Source organism: Trueperaceae bacterium (assembly GCA_036381035.1).
Lineage (GTDB): Bacteria > Deinococcota > Deinococci > Deinococcales > Trueperaceae > DASRWD01.
The window spans coordinates 15,658-30,518 of record DASVDQ010000097.1 but is presented as its reverse complement, the minus strand read 5'-3'; the positions used below and the strand labels follow the sequence as shown (position 1 = coordinate 30,518).

Below are 14,861 nucleotides of genomic sequence, written 5' to 3'. Positions count from 1 at the left end.
TCGGCGCGTCAGGTCCGGGTCGTCACTTGCCGGCGAAGCTGACGTCGGGCACGGCGATGCTCGGCACGACGACCGCCCCGCCGCCCATCAGCGGCCTCGTCTCGCTGTCGTCCCCGACCTCCTCGACGCGCCTCAGGAGCTCGAAGAGGTTGAACGACACCGCGAAGTCGTCCACCGGGAAGGTCTCGCCGCCGACGGTCTCGAGGCCCATGGCCTGCACGCTGACGTCGCCGGTGATGGGGTTCGCGCCGGCGTGGACGCCCATGAGGTCGGTGACGAGGACGCCGTCGCCCGGCGCGATGCCGGCCCCCGGCTCGAGGATCAGGTTCGTCGGGGCGACGCCCAGGGTGCCCGAGTAGCTCCGGTGCGCGTGCCCCGTCGTCTCCTGCCCCGTGCGGGCGGCCGTGTCCGTGTTGTGGAGGAACGATCGCAGCACCCCGCGCTCCACGAGCACCGTGCGGCGCGAGCGCGTGCCCTCGCTGTCGAACGGCCGGCTGGCCAGGCCGCCGGGCAGCGTGGGGTCGTCGACGATCGTCAGGAGGTCGGCTGCGATCCTCTGGCCGAGCTTGCCGGCCAGCGCGCTCTTGCCCTCGGCCAGCGTCTTGCCCGACAGGGCGTAGACGAGCAGCCTCAGCAGCGTGCCCACGACGCGCGGCTCGAAGACGGCGCGCCGCCGGCCCGTGGTCAGCGGGCGCGCGCCGAGGAGGCGACCGAGGCCCTCGATCGCGCGCAGCGCCGTGCGGCCGGGGTCGAGCTGGTGGAAGTCGTTGGCGGCCTCCTGCTCGAAGCCCTGCTTGACGCTGGCGCCCTCGCGCATCACGACGCTGGAGACCATCATCGCGCCGCCGTCGCGGTACGAGCCGTCGACGCCCCTGGTGGAGCCGATCACGGTCTCGCCCTGCGACTCGGCGTAGAGCGCGTACTGCACGGCCTGGACGCGCTCGTCCCGGCGCAGGCTCGCCTCGAGGCTCAGGGCCATGTCGCGCTTCTCCGCCACCGAGCCGGAGAGGCCCTCGTCGAGGAGGTCGTGCCGGCCCAGCGCCTCGCCCGCGGGGAGCGCCGCGCCGCTCCCCTTCTGCAGCGAGGCGTTCTCGATGGCCTCGGAGAGCGCCCAGGCGAGCGACTCCTCGGCGAGGTCCTCGGTGGACGCGTAGCCGACGCGTCCGCCGGTGACGACGCGCAGCCCCACGCCGCCGCGGGTCGACACCGTCGTCTCGCCGGCCTTGCCGTCCTGGGCGTTGATCCTCAGCTCGCGTTGGAGGCTGCCGAGCACCTCGAGGTCGACGACCAGGCGACGAGCCTCGTCTAGCAGCCAGCGCTTGGCCTCGTCGAACGTCATGCCTCGCCTCCCACGACGATCTCGCTCACGAGGATGTGCGGCTGGCCCACCTCGGTGGGGATGGAGCCGGACTTCGACCCGCACATGCCGGGCTCGTTGGCCTGGTCGTCCGACACCGCGACGACCTTCTTGATCGTGTCGGGACCCTTACCCAGCAGCATCGCGCCTCGCACCGGCTCGGCGACCTGGCCGTCGCGGATCAGGTAGCCCTCCCTGACGGCGAAGTTGTACTCGCCGGAGCCGGGGCGGACCTGCCCGCCGCCCATGACCTTCGCGTAGAGGCCGAACTCGATGCCCTCGAACAGCCTCTCCTTGGGCGTGTCGCCGTTGACGACGAACGTGTTGCGCATGCGCGAGGTGGGGGCGAACGTGTAGTCCTGCCTGCGCCCCGAGCCCGTAGGGCGGTAGCCGGTGACGAGGCCGCCCCAGCGGTCGACCATGTAGCTCCTCAGCACGCCCTTCTCGATGAGCACCGTGCGCTCGGTGGGCGAGCCCTCGTCGTCGATGCGCGTGGAGCCCCAGGCGTGCGGGATCGTGCCGTCGTCGACGTAGGTGACGACGGGGCTGGCCACCTGCTCCCCCAGCAGGCCGGCGAGCACGGAGGCGTTGCGAGCCACCGACGTGGTCTCGAGCAGGTGCCCCAGCGCCTCGTGGAAGATCACGCCGCCGAAGGCGTTGCCCACGACCACGGGCATCGTGCCGGCCGGCGCCTTGCGCGCGCGCAGGTTCGTCAGCGCCATCTCGGCCGCCCGCCGGCCCACGGCGGCGGGGTCGTACATCTCGAGGAGCTCGAGGCCCACGGAGAGCCCGGGCCCGTGGTGGCCGGTCTGGGTCTCCACGCCGTCGGAGGCGATGGCCTGCACGATCAGGCGGGTGCGGGTCCGCTGGTCCTCGGCCAGCACCCCGTCGGTGTTCGCGACGAGGACGTCCTGCTCGACCTCGGCCAGCGTGCCCTCTACCTGCCTGATCGCGGGGTCGATGCGCGCGCCGGCGTCGGCCTCGCGCAGACGCTCGAGGCGCCAGAGCTTGTCGTGGGCGCTCGGCGGCACCCGCGGGCCGGGCAGGTCGGTGCCGCGGCTCGCGCGCCGCAGGTCGAGGCCGCCACGCCCGCCGGCGTCCGGACGACCGACGCCGTCCCCCTTCACGGCGACGAGGCTGTCGAGCACCTCGGTGAGGCCGGCGTCGGAGAGGTCGTTCGTGTAGCCGTAGAGGACGTCGTGGCCGAAGAAGAGGCGCACGCCGGCGCCGCGCTGCACGACGCTGGTGGCCTCCTCGACGTCGCCGTTGACGACCCGCAGCACGCGCCGCCTGGTCCTCTCGGCGTAGACCTCGGCGAAGTCCGCTCCGGCCGCCCTCCCCTTGGCGAGGAGCGCGCTGAGCGTGTTCGTGTCGAGCATGGCCGATGCTAACCCGCTCGTTTCATCGGCGGGAAGCGATGGAGATAGCCAGGGCGGGCGTGCCGCTAGGTGGGTGAGGCGGGCGCCGGGGCCGCCGCGACGGGCGCTGTCTCCGCGACCGAGCGCAGGAGCGCCGGCCAGGCCGCGGTGAGCGTCGCGGCGCGCGCGACGAGCTGGACCGCCAGGGCCAGCCACAGGCCGTGGTTGCCGAGGAGCGCCCCGAGGGCGAAGGAGCAGGCGGCGTACACGGCCGTGGAGGCGATCATCGAGTTCCTCAGCGACCGCGTGCGCACGGCGCCGAAGTAGACGCCGTCCCACAGGAACGCCCACACGGCCACCAGGGGCAGCGCGACCTGCCAGCCCCAGTAGGAGCGGGCCAGCTCGACCAGCGGGGCGTTCGTGGTCATGAGCGGCAGGTAGGCGCCGGGCACGGCGGCGACGAGCGCCGCCACGGCGGCGCCCCACAGCACCGCCATGCGGGCGCCGCGCGACACGACGTGCCGCAGCGCCGCCGGGTCGCGCGCGCCCACGGCGCGTCCGGCGTAGACCTCCACGCCGAGCGACACGCCGTCGATGAGCGTGGCGACGAGCAGGTACGACTGCAGCAGGAGCTGGTTCGCGGCGAGGACCTCGGTGCCCAGGCGGGCGCCGCGCTCGTTGAGGAGCGCCAGGCTGAGGCTGAGGACCACGGTGCGCACGACGAGGTCGGTGTTCGCCGAGAGGAGCCTGCGCCAGGCCGCGGCGTCGAACACGCGCGGCCAACCGGCGCGCCAGCGAGACAGGGGCACGCGCCGCAGCACGACGGCGACGACGAGCGCGACGGTGGCCGCCTCCGCGGCGACGGTGGCCAGCGCGGCGCCGGCCACGCCCTGGCCGCGCACCAGCACCAGGTAGGCGCTCAGGGAGGCGTTCAGAGCCGTCATGAACGCCTGCGACGCCAGCATCGTCCGCGGGCGCCCCGTGCCCATCAGCCAGGCCTGCAGAGCGTAGAGGGAGAGCGTCAGCGGCGCCCCGAGCATCCGCAGCCTGAAGTAGTCGCCGGCGTGCGCGGCCACGTCGGGCTCGGGACCCACGAGCGCCAGGCCCAGCGCCAGGAGCGGCTCGCGCAGGAGCAGCAGGACCGCCCCGCCGACCAGCGCGGCCGTGAGCGGCCGCAGGCCCTCCACGACCACCCCCTCCTCGTCGCCGCGCCCCGCGGCCTGCGACACCAGGCCCGTCGTCGTGAAGCGCAGGAAGCTGAACGACCAGGCGATCGTCGTGAAGATCGTGCCGGCCACGCCCACCGCGGCGATGACGGCGGCGTCGCCGAGCCTGCCGAGCACGGCGACATCGATGAGCCCCATCAGGGGCACCATCATCCCGGCGAGCATCGCCGGCAGGGAGAAGCGCACGAGGCGGAGCGTGGTGGGGTATAGGGCGCTCGGCGTCAAGCGCGCGCATCGTACGCGGCGAGGACGCCGGCGGGCCACGGCGGCCTGCCCGCGGGACCGGGGCGTCGCCCCCCTCAGGTCGGGGCCCGGGCGGCGCGGTCGCCCCCTGGCCGAGGCTAATCGTGAGCTAAGGCCCCGCTGCTACCTTCGCGCCAAGGCACGGGAGGTGCGAGATGTCGGTCGTCAAGGTCATAGAGGTGCTGGCGCAGTCCGAGAAGAGCTTCGAGGACGCGGTACAGGTGGCCCTCAGCGAGGCGTCGCGGACGGTCCGCAACATCAAGACGATCTACATCGAGGGGATGCAGGCGATCGTCGAGGGCGACCGCATCGCCGCCTACCGCGTCGACACGAAGATCTCCTTCGCCGTCGAGAGCGGGTCGGGGGACTCGGGCGGCTCGCTCGAGCCAGCGGGCTGAGCCGCGAGACCTCGGCGCTCGCCGCTCGTCGCCCGGCGCGCGCCCCCTTCGGGCCCGGTGCGGAGCCCGTCGCTCAGCCGAGCCTGAGGCTCATCCACAGCTCGTCGTGCGGCACGCCGTCGACGACGAGGGCCTCGGGCTCGACGCCGTACGCCTCGAAGCCGAGCGCCTCGTAGAGCCGCCGCGCCGCCGCGTTGCCGGCGTTCACCGCCAGGCGCAGCCGGCGCAGGCCGGGGGTGCGCCCAGCCAGGGCGACGAGCTCGCCCATGAGCGCCCTGGCCACGCCCGCGCCGCGCGCCGACGGCGTGACGTAGACCCCGAACACGAACGCCTTGTGCCGCTCCTTGAGGTTCGGCTCCCGCCTCATGCCCGCGGTGCCGACCAGCCTGTCGCCGAGGAACGCGCCGAGGACCGTGACGTCGGGTCCGGCCGCCAGGCGCTCGCGCGTGCGCTCCACGCCCTGCGCCCGCTCCTCCTCGGCGCTCATGCCGAACGCCGTGGGCTCCAGCTCGAGCGCCTCGAGCCGCAGGTCGCGGTACGCCTCGGCGTCGTCGGGCGTGAGCGGGCGAACGGACAGGCCGGCCGCGGGTCCCCCCGGGCGCCGCCCGTCGCCTCGCGCCTCCCCGGCGCCGCCCTCGCCGCTCGCAGACCCGCCTTGGTGCCTCACGCCGCCGCCCTCCGCCACGTCCCCTCCCTGTCGCGCCGCGAGGTTACACCCTGTGGCATGCTGGGCGTCACCGGAGGAGGTGGGACCAGGCATGGACGTGCTGGCGATCTTCAAGGACTCGCCCAACGCCCGCGGGTACGCCGCCGGCGACGTGATCTTCAACGCCGGCGACGCGGCGAGCGAGATGTACGTGCTGCTCGATGGCACCGTCGACATCATGCTGGACGGCAGGACCATCGAGGAGCTGGGCCCCGGCAGCGTCTTCGGCGAGATGGCCATCGTCGACAGCGCGCCCCGCAGCGCCGACGCCGTGGCCCGCACCGACGCCCGGGTCGAGCCCATCGACGAGGAGTGGTTCAAGCACCTCATCCGGCGCTCCCCCACCTTCGGCCTACACGTGATGTCCGTGATGGCGCAGCGCCTGCGCCGCTACATGCGCCCGCCGAACTGACGCGCCACGCCTTTAACCTTCCAGTTACGCGCGTCGCATGTTGCGGGCCGATACTCCCCTCATGGGTCGGGGCGGTGTCGTGCTCGTGGTCTGCGTCATCCTGCTGTTGGGCGCCCTGGTCATGGGTCCCTGGCAGCGGGGGAGGAGAGAGCGCGCGGGGTCCATGGAGGCCGCGAACGTCGTGGCCGGTACACGGGAGCGGGGAGGCGGACCGGTGCCGGCCGGCGGTCGGCCGGCGGGAGCCGGCGACGCGTCGTCGCCGGGCTCGCCCGCGCCCGTGGCCGGTGAGGCCCAGAGCGTGGAGCTGGGCGCCGCGCACGTCGTCATGCCCCTGCCGCAGGGCTACGGCCTGGTCGACGGCGAGGACGGCCCCCCTGACGACGCCGCGTCAGACGCCTGCCCCCAGGTCTTCGACTACTGCCTCTACGCCTCCGCCGTCAACGGGGCGGAGGCGGCGGGCCTCGGCGTGAGGCTGCGGGACGACCTGGAGAGCGAGGCGGACTGCGTGCTCGAGCCGCCGTCCGGGTTCGAGGACAACCTCCCCAGCGTCAGCGGCTCGCGCGACCACGCGGCGGCCCTGTTCGGCACCGTGGCGCGGCCGTCGGGCGACGCGGTCGAGACGCTGAGCCTGCGCCGGCTCGCGTTCCGCGGGGACTGCTTCGAGTTCGTCTCCCGCGTCGTCACCACCGGCGGCGAGCGGGCCGACGCCGCGCGCCGGGAGCTCGACGCCCTCGTCGACCGCGTGTCGCTGCCCGACGGGAGGTCGGCCCTGTGGTCCGGGCGGAGGTGAGCCACTCATCCCAAGGACTGATGTCCGGCCTCACGCCCCGGCCCTAGCCTGTGCTCGACACGGTCGGCCGCGGGCCGGCCAGGGAGGAGCGACATGAGCGACCAGTCCGATCCCATGGGCGCCGACGACCGCCGGAAGCACTACACCGAGGAGTTCCGCGTGTCCGGCGAGCGCGTCCTGGCCAAGGTCAAGGAGCTCGTCCACGAGGGCAACGTCCGCCGCATCACGATCAAGAACGACGAGGGCCGCACCCTCATCGAGATCCCGCTGACGCTCGGCGTCATCGGCACGGTGCTGCTGCCGGTGTGGGCCGCGATCGGCGCGATCGCCGCCCTGGCGGCGAACCTGACGATCGCCGTCGACAGGGTCGACACGGGCCCGGACGCCGGCGGCGCGGAGGTCGGCACCGCCACGACCGGCGGCACGGGGCCGACCGACGAGTCGGCCTGAGGGCACCGACGGGCACGAGCCGGCCCTGAGGCCGCGGCCAGGACGCTCCGGCCGGCGGGTCGGTCTCGCGGCGGCCCGCGCCGGGGCCTAGGCCTCGGCGGCGGAGACGCGGGCGGCCGCCTCGGCCGCCCGCCTCACGTCGGCGACGAGGTCGGCGCGGTCCTCCACGCCCACGGAGATGCGCACCAGCCCGGGCGCGATCCCCGCGCGCGCGAGCTCGTCGGCGGGTACCACCTGGTGGGTGGACGCCGCCGGCACGCAGGCCAGCGAGCAGACGTCGCCGAGCGAGACCGCGTGGTCGATCACCCGCAGCGCCCCGAGGAAGGCCTCGGCCGCGGGCAGGCCGCCGCGCAGCTCGACCGACACCATCCCGCCGAAGTCGCGCATCTGCGCCGCGGCGACGTCGTGGCCCGGGTGGCTGGGCAGTCCCGGGTAGTGCACGCGCGCCACGCCGGGCGCGTCCCGCAGCGCCTCGGCGACGGCCCTGGCGTTGCGGCAGTGCGCCTCCATGCGCAGGTGCAGGGTGCGCATGCCGCGCAGCACGAGGAACGCCGCGTGCGGGTCGAGGGCGGCGCCGAAGTGGCGCAGTCCCTCCAGCCTGACGGGCTCGAGGAGCTCGGCCGACCCGGCGACGAAGCCGCCCAGCACGTCGCCGTGGCCCGAGAGGTACTTGGTGGCCGAGTGCGCCACGAGGTCGATGCCCAGCTCCAGCGGCCGCGTGAGGTAGGGCGTGGAGAAGGTGTTGTCGACCATGCTCAGGAGGCCGTGCCGGCGCGCCACGTCGGCCACGCGGCGCAGGTCGTGGACGGCCAGGGTGGGGTTGGTGGGCGTCTCGGCGTAGACCAGGCGCGTGCGCGGCGTGACCGCCGCCTCCAGCTCGTCCTCGCCGACGGACCTGGCGACGATGCCGAAGCGCGCCAGCAGGTCGTGCAGGAGCGCGTGGGTGCCGCCGTAGAGCGGTCCGAGGTAGAGCACCTCGTCGCCCTGCCTGAGCAGGGACACGAAGGTGGCGGCGATCGCCCCCATGCCGGAGGCGAACGCCACCGCGGCCTCCGCCCCCTCCAGCGCGGCCAGCTTCTCCTCGGCCGCCGTGACCGTGGGGTTGCCGAGCCGGCTGTAGATCTCGCCCTGCTCCTCTCCCGCGAAGAGGCGGGCGCCGCGGGCCACGCTCCCGAGCAGGAACGTGGTCGTCTGGTAGACGGGCGTGCCGTGGGCCCCCGTGGCGGGGTCGGAGCGGTTGCCGGCCTTCACGGCGAGGGTGGCGAAGGCGCTGCCCCCGCCCGGCGTCCCCGCGCCCCGCGCCGGGTCCGTGGCGTCGTTGCGAGACGGCATGCGTCACCATGACACCGACGCGCCCCCGTGATGTGTAAGAGAGGCCCCGCGTGGCTACAAAGGGGGCGCGAGGGGCGGCCCACGCGGGCGGCCTCGCGGCGGGGGCGCGTCGGGCGGTCGCGGCGCGCCCCGGCGGCGCACGGCGCGGTTTGGGGTCGGGCTAGTGGCAGCTCTCTCCTGTGCCCCCGTCGCCGACGACGTGCCCGCCATGGGCTCCGTGGTCGCGGTGCGCGTGGGCGCCGTCGGCGACCGGGGCCCCGCGCGTGTCGAGGCGGCAGAAGCACGAGGTCGCGACCTCGACGTCGGCGCGCGCCCGCGCCAGCGCCAGCCGCTGGCGGAACGGCGCGGCCTCGTCGCCGCGGCCCAGCCGCTCCAGGCACTCGACGAGGCCGGCGAGGGCCCAGACGTTGTCGGGGTGCTGGTGGGCGCGCGGCAGGCGGCCCGAGAGGCCGAGGTCGTCGCGGTACGCCTCCAGGGCCTCCTCGACGCGCCCCTGCTCGAGCAGCAGCGCGCCCAGCGCGTGGCGCACCGGCTGCATCCAGCCCCAGGGCTCGTCGTAGGTGAGGCCGTCCGACAGCTCGGCGGCGCGGCGCAGCTTGGCGAACGCCGCGTCGTGGTCCCCCCTGCGGTAGGTCAGCTCGCCGTCGAGCATCGCCTCGGCCACGCCCAGGATGGCCCGGCAGGTGTTGTTGAACACCGTGCGGCTCTCCGGCACGCGCTCCACGGCCTCCCGGAACGCGCGCTGCTCGGCCTCGGCCGCCTCCACATCGCCCAGCGAGGCGTAGGCGATGCCGCGCCCGTAGCGGGTCATCGCCGTCGTCACGCAGTAGAGCTCCGGGTCTGCGGGCAGCGGCAGCGCGAGGAGGTCCTGCCAGCGGCCGAACCGCACCAGCGCGTGGACGCCCATGCCGAGGAAGCCCTCGGTCCAGTCGGCCATCGGCGGCGTCTCGATCCTCAGCACGCTCTCCGGCAGAGCCTCCCTGAGCTGCCTCGCGCCCTCGAGGGCCGGGCGGAGCTGGCCGAGGAACATCGCCGAGTAGATCTTGAAGTGGATGTCGTGGCAGCGGTAGAGCGTGTAGAAGCCCTTCTCGCCGGTCGCCGCGAAGTACCTGTCGTCGGCCTCTATCGCCCGCTCGTTGGCCACGAGCGAAGCGTGGTAGTGGCCGCACAGGACGTCGATGTGCGAGGCCATGTGGCGCAGGTGGCCGGCGTCGGGCACGAGGTCGCGCAGCGCGTCGGCGGCGCGCAGCGCCCGCTCCGGCGTGGGCGACATCTCCATCGTGTGCAGGTAGGCGTGGAGCTGGCCCGGGTGGGGCGCCTCGCCCGCCGACTCCCGCGCGGCGATGGCCCGCTCGAGCACGGCCTGCGCCTCCAGGGTGTCGGCGCCCTCCCGCGGCGTGCCGGTGGGCAGGTCCCAGAGCTGCCACGGGGTCCTGTTGATGAGGGCCTCGGCGAAGAGCGCCGCCACGTCGGGGTCGTCGGGGAAGCGGGCGTAGACCTGGCGCATCGCGGCCGCGTAGCCGTCGTTCCAGGCCTGGAAGGGCGTGCCCTCCGGCGCCTCGCGCGCCGGGTAGCGCGCCGGCAGCGCCCCGATGAGCGCCCTCTCCGCCGGCCAGGCGTCCTCGCCCGCGCGGTCGACCGCCGCCTGCGCGGCGTGGGCGGCGTCGTACGCCAGGCCGAGCGCCGCGGCGCGCTCGCCCTCGAGGAACGCCTCCCAAGGCTTGTTGTAGTTGCAGCCGGCGGCGTAGGCGATGCCCCAGTGGGCCATGGCGCAGTCCGGGTCGGCGCGGGCGGCGCGCTCGAAGCAGCGGATCGCCTCGTCGTGGTTGAACCCGTAGCACCAGGCCAGGCCGCGGTCGAACCACAGCTGCGCCTCCGGCGAGACGGTGCGCACGGGACGCGAGTAACCCCCCATGTCGAAGACGTATCGGTCGCTGGCGCGTTCCAGGACCTGCTCCATGGACGACCTCCGCACAGGATGTGGGGAGCCATGCTACACGAGCCGCAGGGGCAGCGGCTGAGCGACCTCGGGCCGGCCCGTGGCGCGCGGACGTCCCTCGCCCGCCGCGCGGCCGACGGAGCCGCGCCCGCACCGGCGCCCGGGCGTCGGCGGCCGGCCGGGGCGCGGGCGCCGCTCCGCCTGGCGCCCCGTCCTCGCCCACGGGCTGTGGCTAGCGCGGCGCGACGGGCATAGAATGGCGGAACCCTCAAGCGGTTGCGGCTTCCTGATGGGCAAGCCACAGGGACACCCACACCTGGAGACGGAGCGAGAGGCATGATCGAAGCTCAGGCAGAGGTCCTACTCAACTACGTGGGAGGCAAGTGGACCCCGTCGCAGGCGGGCGCCAAGGCCCCCGTGCGGAACCCGGCCACGGCCGAGACGATCGCGCTGGTGCCCCTCAGCCCGGCCGAGGAGGTGGACGCCGCCGTGAAGGCGGCTGTGAAGGCCTTCCCCGAGTGGCGCGAGACGCCCGTCGTCGACCGCATCAAGCCGCTGTTCAAGCTGCGCGACCTGCTCACCGCGAACCTCGACGAGCTGGCCAAGACGATCACGAACGAGGCGGGGAAGACCTACGCCGAGTCGTACGCCGAGATGCAGCGCGGCATCGAGAACGTCGAGGTCGCCTGCGGGGCGCCGATCCTCCTGCAGGGCCACAACAACGAGGACATCGCCAGGGGCATCGACGAGCACATGCTCAGGCAGCCCCTAGGCGTGGTCGCCGCCATCACCCCGTTCAACTTCCCCGGCATGATCCCGCTCTGGTTCATGCCCTACGCGGTCGCCGCGGGCAACTGCTTCGTGCTCAAGCCGAGCGAGAAGGTCCCCGTCACCACGCAGCTCCTGTTCCGCCTGTTCGAGGAGGCCGGGTTCCCGCCCGGGGTGCTCGGGCTCGTCAACGGCGGCAAGGAGACGGTCGACGCGATCCTCGACCACCCCGACGTCAAGGCGATCTCGTTCGTCGGCTCCACGCCGGTGGCCAAGTACATCTACGCGCGGGCCGCGGCGAGCGGCAAGCGCGCCCAGTGCCAGGGCGGGGCGAAGAACCCGGCCATCGTGCTGCCCGACGCCGACATGGAGATGTCGACGCGCATCCTCGCCGACTCGGCGTTCGGCTGCGCCGGCCAGCGGTGCCTCGCCACCTCGGCCGTCATCACCGTGGGAGAGGCGAGGGGCGAGTTCACCGAGCGCATCTCGCAGGCGGCGGCCTCGCGCAAGGTGGGCTACGGGCTCATGGAGGGCGTCGAGATGGGCCCCGTCATCAGCGCCGAGTCGCGCGACCGCATCAGGTCGCTCATCGACCAGGGGCTGAAGGAGGGCGCCCGCGCCGTCGTGGACGGACGCGAGAAGGAGGTCGACGGCTTCAGGGACGGCTACTTCGTGCACCCCACGGTGCTCGACGAGGTGGACCCCCGCAGCACGATCGCCGCGACCGAGGTCTTCGGGCCCGTCCTCGCCCTGATGCACGCCCGCGACCTCGACGAGGCCATCCAGATCGTCAACGACAGGCGCTTCGGCAACCAGGCCAGCATCTTCACGTCGTCCGGCGCCGCGGCGCGGCACTTCCGACACAACGCCGTCGCCGGCAACATCGGCGTGAACCTGGGCGTCGCGGCCCCCATGGCGTTCTTCCCCTTCAGCGGCTGGGGCGAGAGCTTCTTCGGCGACCTCCACGCCCAGGCGCACCACGGGTTCGAGTTCTACACGCAGACGAAGGTCGTCATCGAGCGCTGGCCCAAGCAGTGGAGCCGGACCTTCTGAGCATGGACCGCTCCCCGCTCCCGCTGGAGCAGCTACAGGCGGCGTTCACCGAGACGTACCCGCGCTTCACCGACAACGAGGCGTACGTCGAGGCGAGCCGCTGCCTCTACTGCTTCGACGCCCCGTGCATCAAGGCGTGCCCGACCGACATCGACGTCCCGACGTTCATCAGGAAGATCGCCACGGGGAACGTCCTGGGGGCGGCGAGGACGATCCTCGAGTCGAACCTCATGGGCCACACCTGCGGGCGCGTCTGCCCCGTCGACGAGCTCTGCGTGGGGGCGTGCGTGCTCGGCGCCGAGCACAGGCCCATCGCCATCGGCAGGCTGCAGCGCTACGCCACCGACCACCTGTTCGAGGCCGGCGCGATGCCGTTCCAGCCCGCGCCGCCCACGGGCCGGCGCGTGGCCGTCGTGGGGTCCGGTCCCGCCGGCCTCACCTGCGCCGGCGAGCTCGCGAAGCTCGGCGTCGAGGCGCACGTGTTCGAGAAGGAGGAGCTCCCGGGCGGCCTCTCGACCTACGGCATCGTCGTCATGCGCGAGCCCGTGGCGGTGTCGCTCGAGGAGGTCGAGTTCGTCAAGCGGCTGGGCGTGCAGGTGCACACCGGAGTGGAGGTCGGGAAGGACGTCGACCCGCAGCGGCTCCTGGCCGAGTACGACGCCGTCGTCATCGCGGCCGGGACAGGCAGGGTCCCGCGGCTGGGCGTGCCGGGCGAGGACCTGCGGGGCGTCGTGGACGCCCTCGACTTCATCGCCGCCACGAAGATGGCCGAGAAGGACGGGCTGGAGCGCCTCTACGAGGTGCCCGTCGGCCGCGAGGTCATCGTCGTCGGGGCGGGGAACACCGCCGTCGACGCCGCCACGATCGCGCGCCGGCTCGGCGCCGAGCGCGTGACGATGGTCTACCGCCGGGGACGCGAGGAGATGCCCGCCTACGACCACGAGGTCGCGTTCGTCCGCAACGAGGGCGTGGACATCAGGCTCCTCACGCAGCCCGTCGAGGTCCTGGGCGAGGGCGGCAGGGTGGTCGGCGTCAGGTGCGTGCGCATGGCGCTGGGCGAGCCCGACGAGGGCGGGAGGCGCCGGCCGGAGCCAGTGCCGGGCAGCGATTTCGTGCTGCCGGCCGACCAGGTGATCCTCGCGATCGGCCAGGAGAAGCACCTCGCCCTGCTGGAGGCGTTCGGCGTGGAGGTGGAGCGCGGCTACGTGAAGACCGACGCCGAGAAGCGCACCAGCAACCCCAAGGTCTTCGCCGCCGGCGACTGCGCGCGCCTCCACGGGCACGCGCTCACCGTGACGGCGGCGCAGGACGGCAAGCTGGCCGCCCTGGCCATCGCGCGCCAGCTGGGCGTAGAGGTGCCCGCCCCGGCGCGCGGGGTGCCCACGGGCCGGCCGATACTCACGCAGCCTCCCGCGCCGGCGGCCGTAGGAGGCGCCAGTGGCTGACCTGACCACCGTCTTCGCGGGCGTGAGGTCGCCCAACCCCTTCTGGCTCGCCTCCGCGCCGCCCACGAACACCGCGTACCAGATCAACAAGGCGTTCGAGTACGGCTGGGGCGGCGCCGTCTGGAAGACGATAGGCGACCCCGTCCTCAACGTCTGCAACCGGTACGGGGCCTTCGAGATGGGCGGGCAGAAGCTCCTGGCGATCAACAACGTCGAGCTGATCTCGGACAGGCCGCTCGCGGTCAACCTCAGGGAGATCGCCGAGGTCAAGAGGCTCTGGCCCGACCGCGCCGTCGTGGTCTCGGCGATGGTCTCCTCGACCCCCGAGGCGTGGCGCGACATCGTCATGAGGATCGAGGACACGGGCGCCGACGCCATCGAGCTGAACTACGGCTGCCCGCACGGCATGTCGGAGCGCGGCATGGGTGCCGCCGTGGGCCAGGTGCCCGAGTACTGCTCGCTGATCACGAGCTGGGTGACCGACGCCGCCAGCATCCCGGTGATCGTGAAGCTCACGCCCAACGTCACCGACATCACCAAGCCGGCACGGGCCGCCGTCGCCGGACGCGCGAACGGCCTGTCGCTCATCAACACGATCAACTCGATCGTCGGCGTGGACCTCGACACGTTCGAGCTGCGGCCGAACATCGGCGGCAAGGGCGGGCACGGCGGCTACGCCGGCCCGGCCGTGAAGCCCATCGCCCTGCACATGCTCTCGCAGGTCGCGATCGACGAGGAGGTGCGGGCGTCCGGCGTCCCCATCTCCGGCATGGGCGGCGTGCAGACCTGGCGCGACGCCGCCGAGTTCCTCCTGCTGGGAGCCACGACCGTGCAGGTGTGCACGGCCGTCATGCACTACGGCTTCAGGATCGTCGAGGAGCTCGTCGACGGCCTCTCGAACTGGCTCGACTCCAGGGGCGTAGCGAGCGTCTCCGAGGTGGTCGGCGCGGCCACGCACCGCGTCTCCGACTTCGGCGACCTCGACCTCTCGTACAAGACGGTCGCCCGCATCGACGAGGACAAGTGCATCCAGTGCAACCTCTGCTACGTCGCCTGCGACGAGGGCGCGCACCAGTGCATCGACCTCACGGTCGACGGCGTGCGCATCGACCCGGCGGCGCTCGCGGGCGACAGGGCGAGCCTCAAGGCCGGCGTCGGCCCGGACGGGCAGCGTCCGCAGCCGCGGGTGCGCGAGGAGGACTGCGTGGGCTGCGACCTGTGCAGCCTGGTGTGCCCCGTCGAGGGCTGCATCACCATGGTCGAGGTGCCGCCCGAGCGTCCCAGCGTGACGTGGAACGACCTGGTGCGCACGCGCCCGGCCGTCACCACCGACTGGGAGGCGATGAACGCCTACCGCGCCGAGGTCGGCATAGACATCCACTGA

13 protein-coding genes are annotated in these 14,861 nt (G+C 73.5%); 7 read left to right on the top strand and 6 right to left on the bottom strand.

Going from position 1 to position 14,861, the window contains the following annotated elements; genetic code table 11:
• Positions 1-22: 22 nt before the first annotated feature.
• The 3 genes from VF202_11080 to VF202_11070 all read right to left on the bottom strand — a co-directional run bounded on the left by VF202_11080 (position 23) and on the right by VF202_11070 (position 4,166).
• Positions 23-1,339 (bottom strand): TldD/PmbA family protein, encoded by a 1,317-nt coding sequence (locus VF202_11080; protein ID HEX7040651.1) that lies wholly within the window; start codon positions 1,337-1,339, stop codon positions 23-25.
• Positions 1,336-2,736 carry a TldD/PmbA family protein gene (locus VF202_11075; GenBank protein HEX7040650.1) on the bottom strand — a complete coding sequence of 467 codons (1,401 nt, stop codon included), beginning with the start codon at positions 2,734-2,736 and terminating at the stop codon, positions 1,336-1,338. Before VF202_11075 ends, VF202_11080 begins: the two co-directional genes overlap by 4 nt.
• 65 nt (positions 2,737-2,801) lie before the next feature.
• Entirely contained in the window at positions 2,802-4,166 is a 1,365-nt protein-coding gene (locus VF202_11070; GenBank protein HEX7040649.1) for an MATE family efflux transporter, read from the bottom strand.
• A gap of 173 nt (positions 4,167-4,339) precedes the next feature.
• On the opposite strand from VF202_11070, the gene VF202_11065 reads away from it, so the two are divergent.
• Entirely contained in the window at positions 4,340-4,582 is a 243-nt protein-coding gene (locus VF202_11065; protein HEX7040648.1) for a dodecin family protein, read from the top strand.
• Positions 4,583-4,655: 73 nt separating this feature from the next.
• On the opposite strand, the gene VF202_11060 is transcribed toward VF202_11065, so the two are convergent.
• A complete protein-coding gene (locus VF202_11060) occupies positions 4,656-5,249 on the bottom strand; it encodes a GNAT family protein (protein ID HEX7040647.1) in 594 nt (197 codons plus the stop codon).
• A 91-nt stretch (positions 5,250-5,340) separates the two neighbouring features.
• Here VF202_11060 and VF202_11055 point away from each other — a divergent pair, with 91 nt between their 5' ends.
• The 3 genes from VF202_11055 (at position 5,341) to VF202_11045 (ending at position 6,940) form a co-directional block, all read left to right on the top strand.
• Positions 5,341-5,700, top strand: a complete 360-nt coding sequence (locus VF202_11055; protein ID HEX7040646.1) for a cyclic nucleotide-binding domain-containing protein — start codon at positions 5,341-5,343, stop codon at positions 5,698-5,700.
• 61 nt (positions 5,701-5,761) lie between these two features.
• Positions 5,762-6,490: a hypothetical protein gene (locus VF202_11050; protein ID HEX7040645.1), complete on the top strand. Its 729-nt coding sequence runs from the start codon at positions 5,762-5,764 to the stop codon at positions 6,488-6,490.
• A gap of 93 nt (positions 6,491-6,583) precedes the next feature.
• Positions 6,584-6,940 (top strand): DUF4342 domain-containing protein, encoded by a 357-nt coding sequence (locus VF202_11045; GenBank protein HEX7040644.1) that lies wholly within the window; start codon positions 6,584-6,586, stop codon positions 6,938-6,940.
• An 87-nt stretch (positions 6,941-7,027) separates the two neighbouring features.
• On the opposite strand, the gene VF202_11040 is transcribed toward VF202_11045, so the two are convergent.
• Together VF202_11040 and VF202_11035 are read right to left on the bottom strand one after the other, a co-directional pair.
• Entirely contained in the window at positions 7,028-8,272 is a 1,245-nt protein-coding gene (locus VF202_11040; GenBank protein HEX7040643.1) for a PLP-dependent aspartate aminotransferase family protein, read from the bottom strand.
• A 160-nt stretch (positions 8,273-8,432) separates the two neighbouring features.
• Positions 8,433-10,232 (bottom strand): tetratricopeptide repeat protein, encoded by a 1,800-nt coding sequence (locus tag VF202_11035; GenBank protein ID HEX7040642.1) that lies wholly within the window; start codon positions 10,230-10,232, stop codon positions 8,433-8,435.
• Positions 10,233-10,547: 315 nt separating this feature from the next.
• Between VF202_11035 and VF202_11030 the strand changes: the two genes are divergently transcribed.
• Genes VF202_11030 through preA form a run of 3 tightly spaced genes read left to right on the top strand, consistent with a single transcriptional unit; the run spans position 10,548 to position 14,861 of the window.
• Entirely contained in the window at positions 10,548-12,032 is a 1,485-nt protein-coding gene (locus VF202_11030) for a CoA-acylating methylmalonate-semialdehyde dehydrogenase (protein ID HEX7040641.1), read from the top strand.
• Positions 12,033-12,034: 2 nt separating this feature from the next.
• Entirely contained in the window at positions 12,035-13,477 is a 1,443-nt protein-coding gene (locus tag VF202_11025) for an NAD(P)-dependent oxidoreductase (protein ID HEX7040640.1), read from the top strand.
• Complete coding sequence (gene preA / locus VF202_11020; protein HEX7040639.1) at positions 13,470-14,861, top strand: NAD-dependent dihydropyrimidine dehydrogenase subunit PreA; 1,392 nt, start codon at positions 13,470-13,472, stop codon at positions 14,859-14,861. The genes VF202_11025 and preA overlap by 8 nt, the downstream gene beginning before the upstream one ends.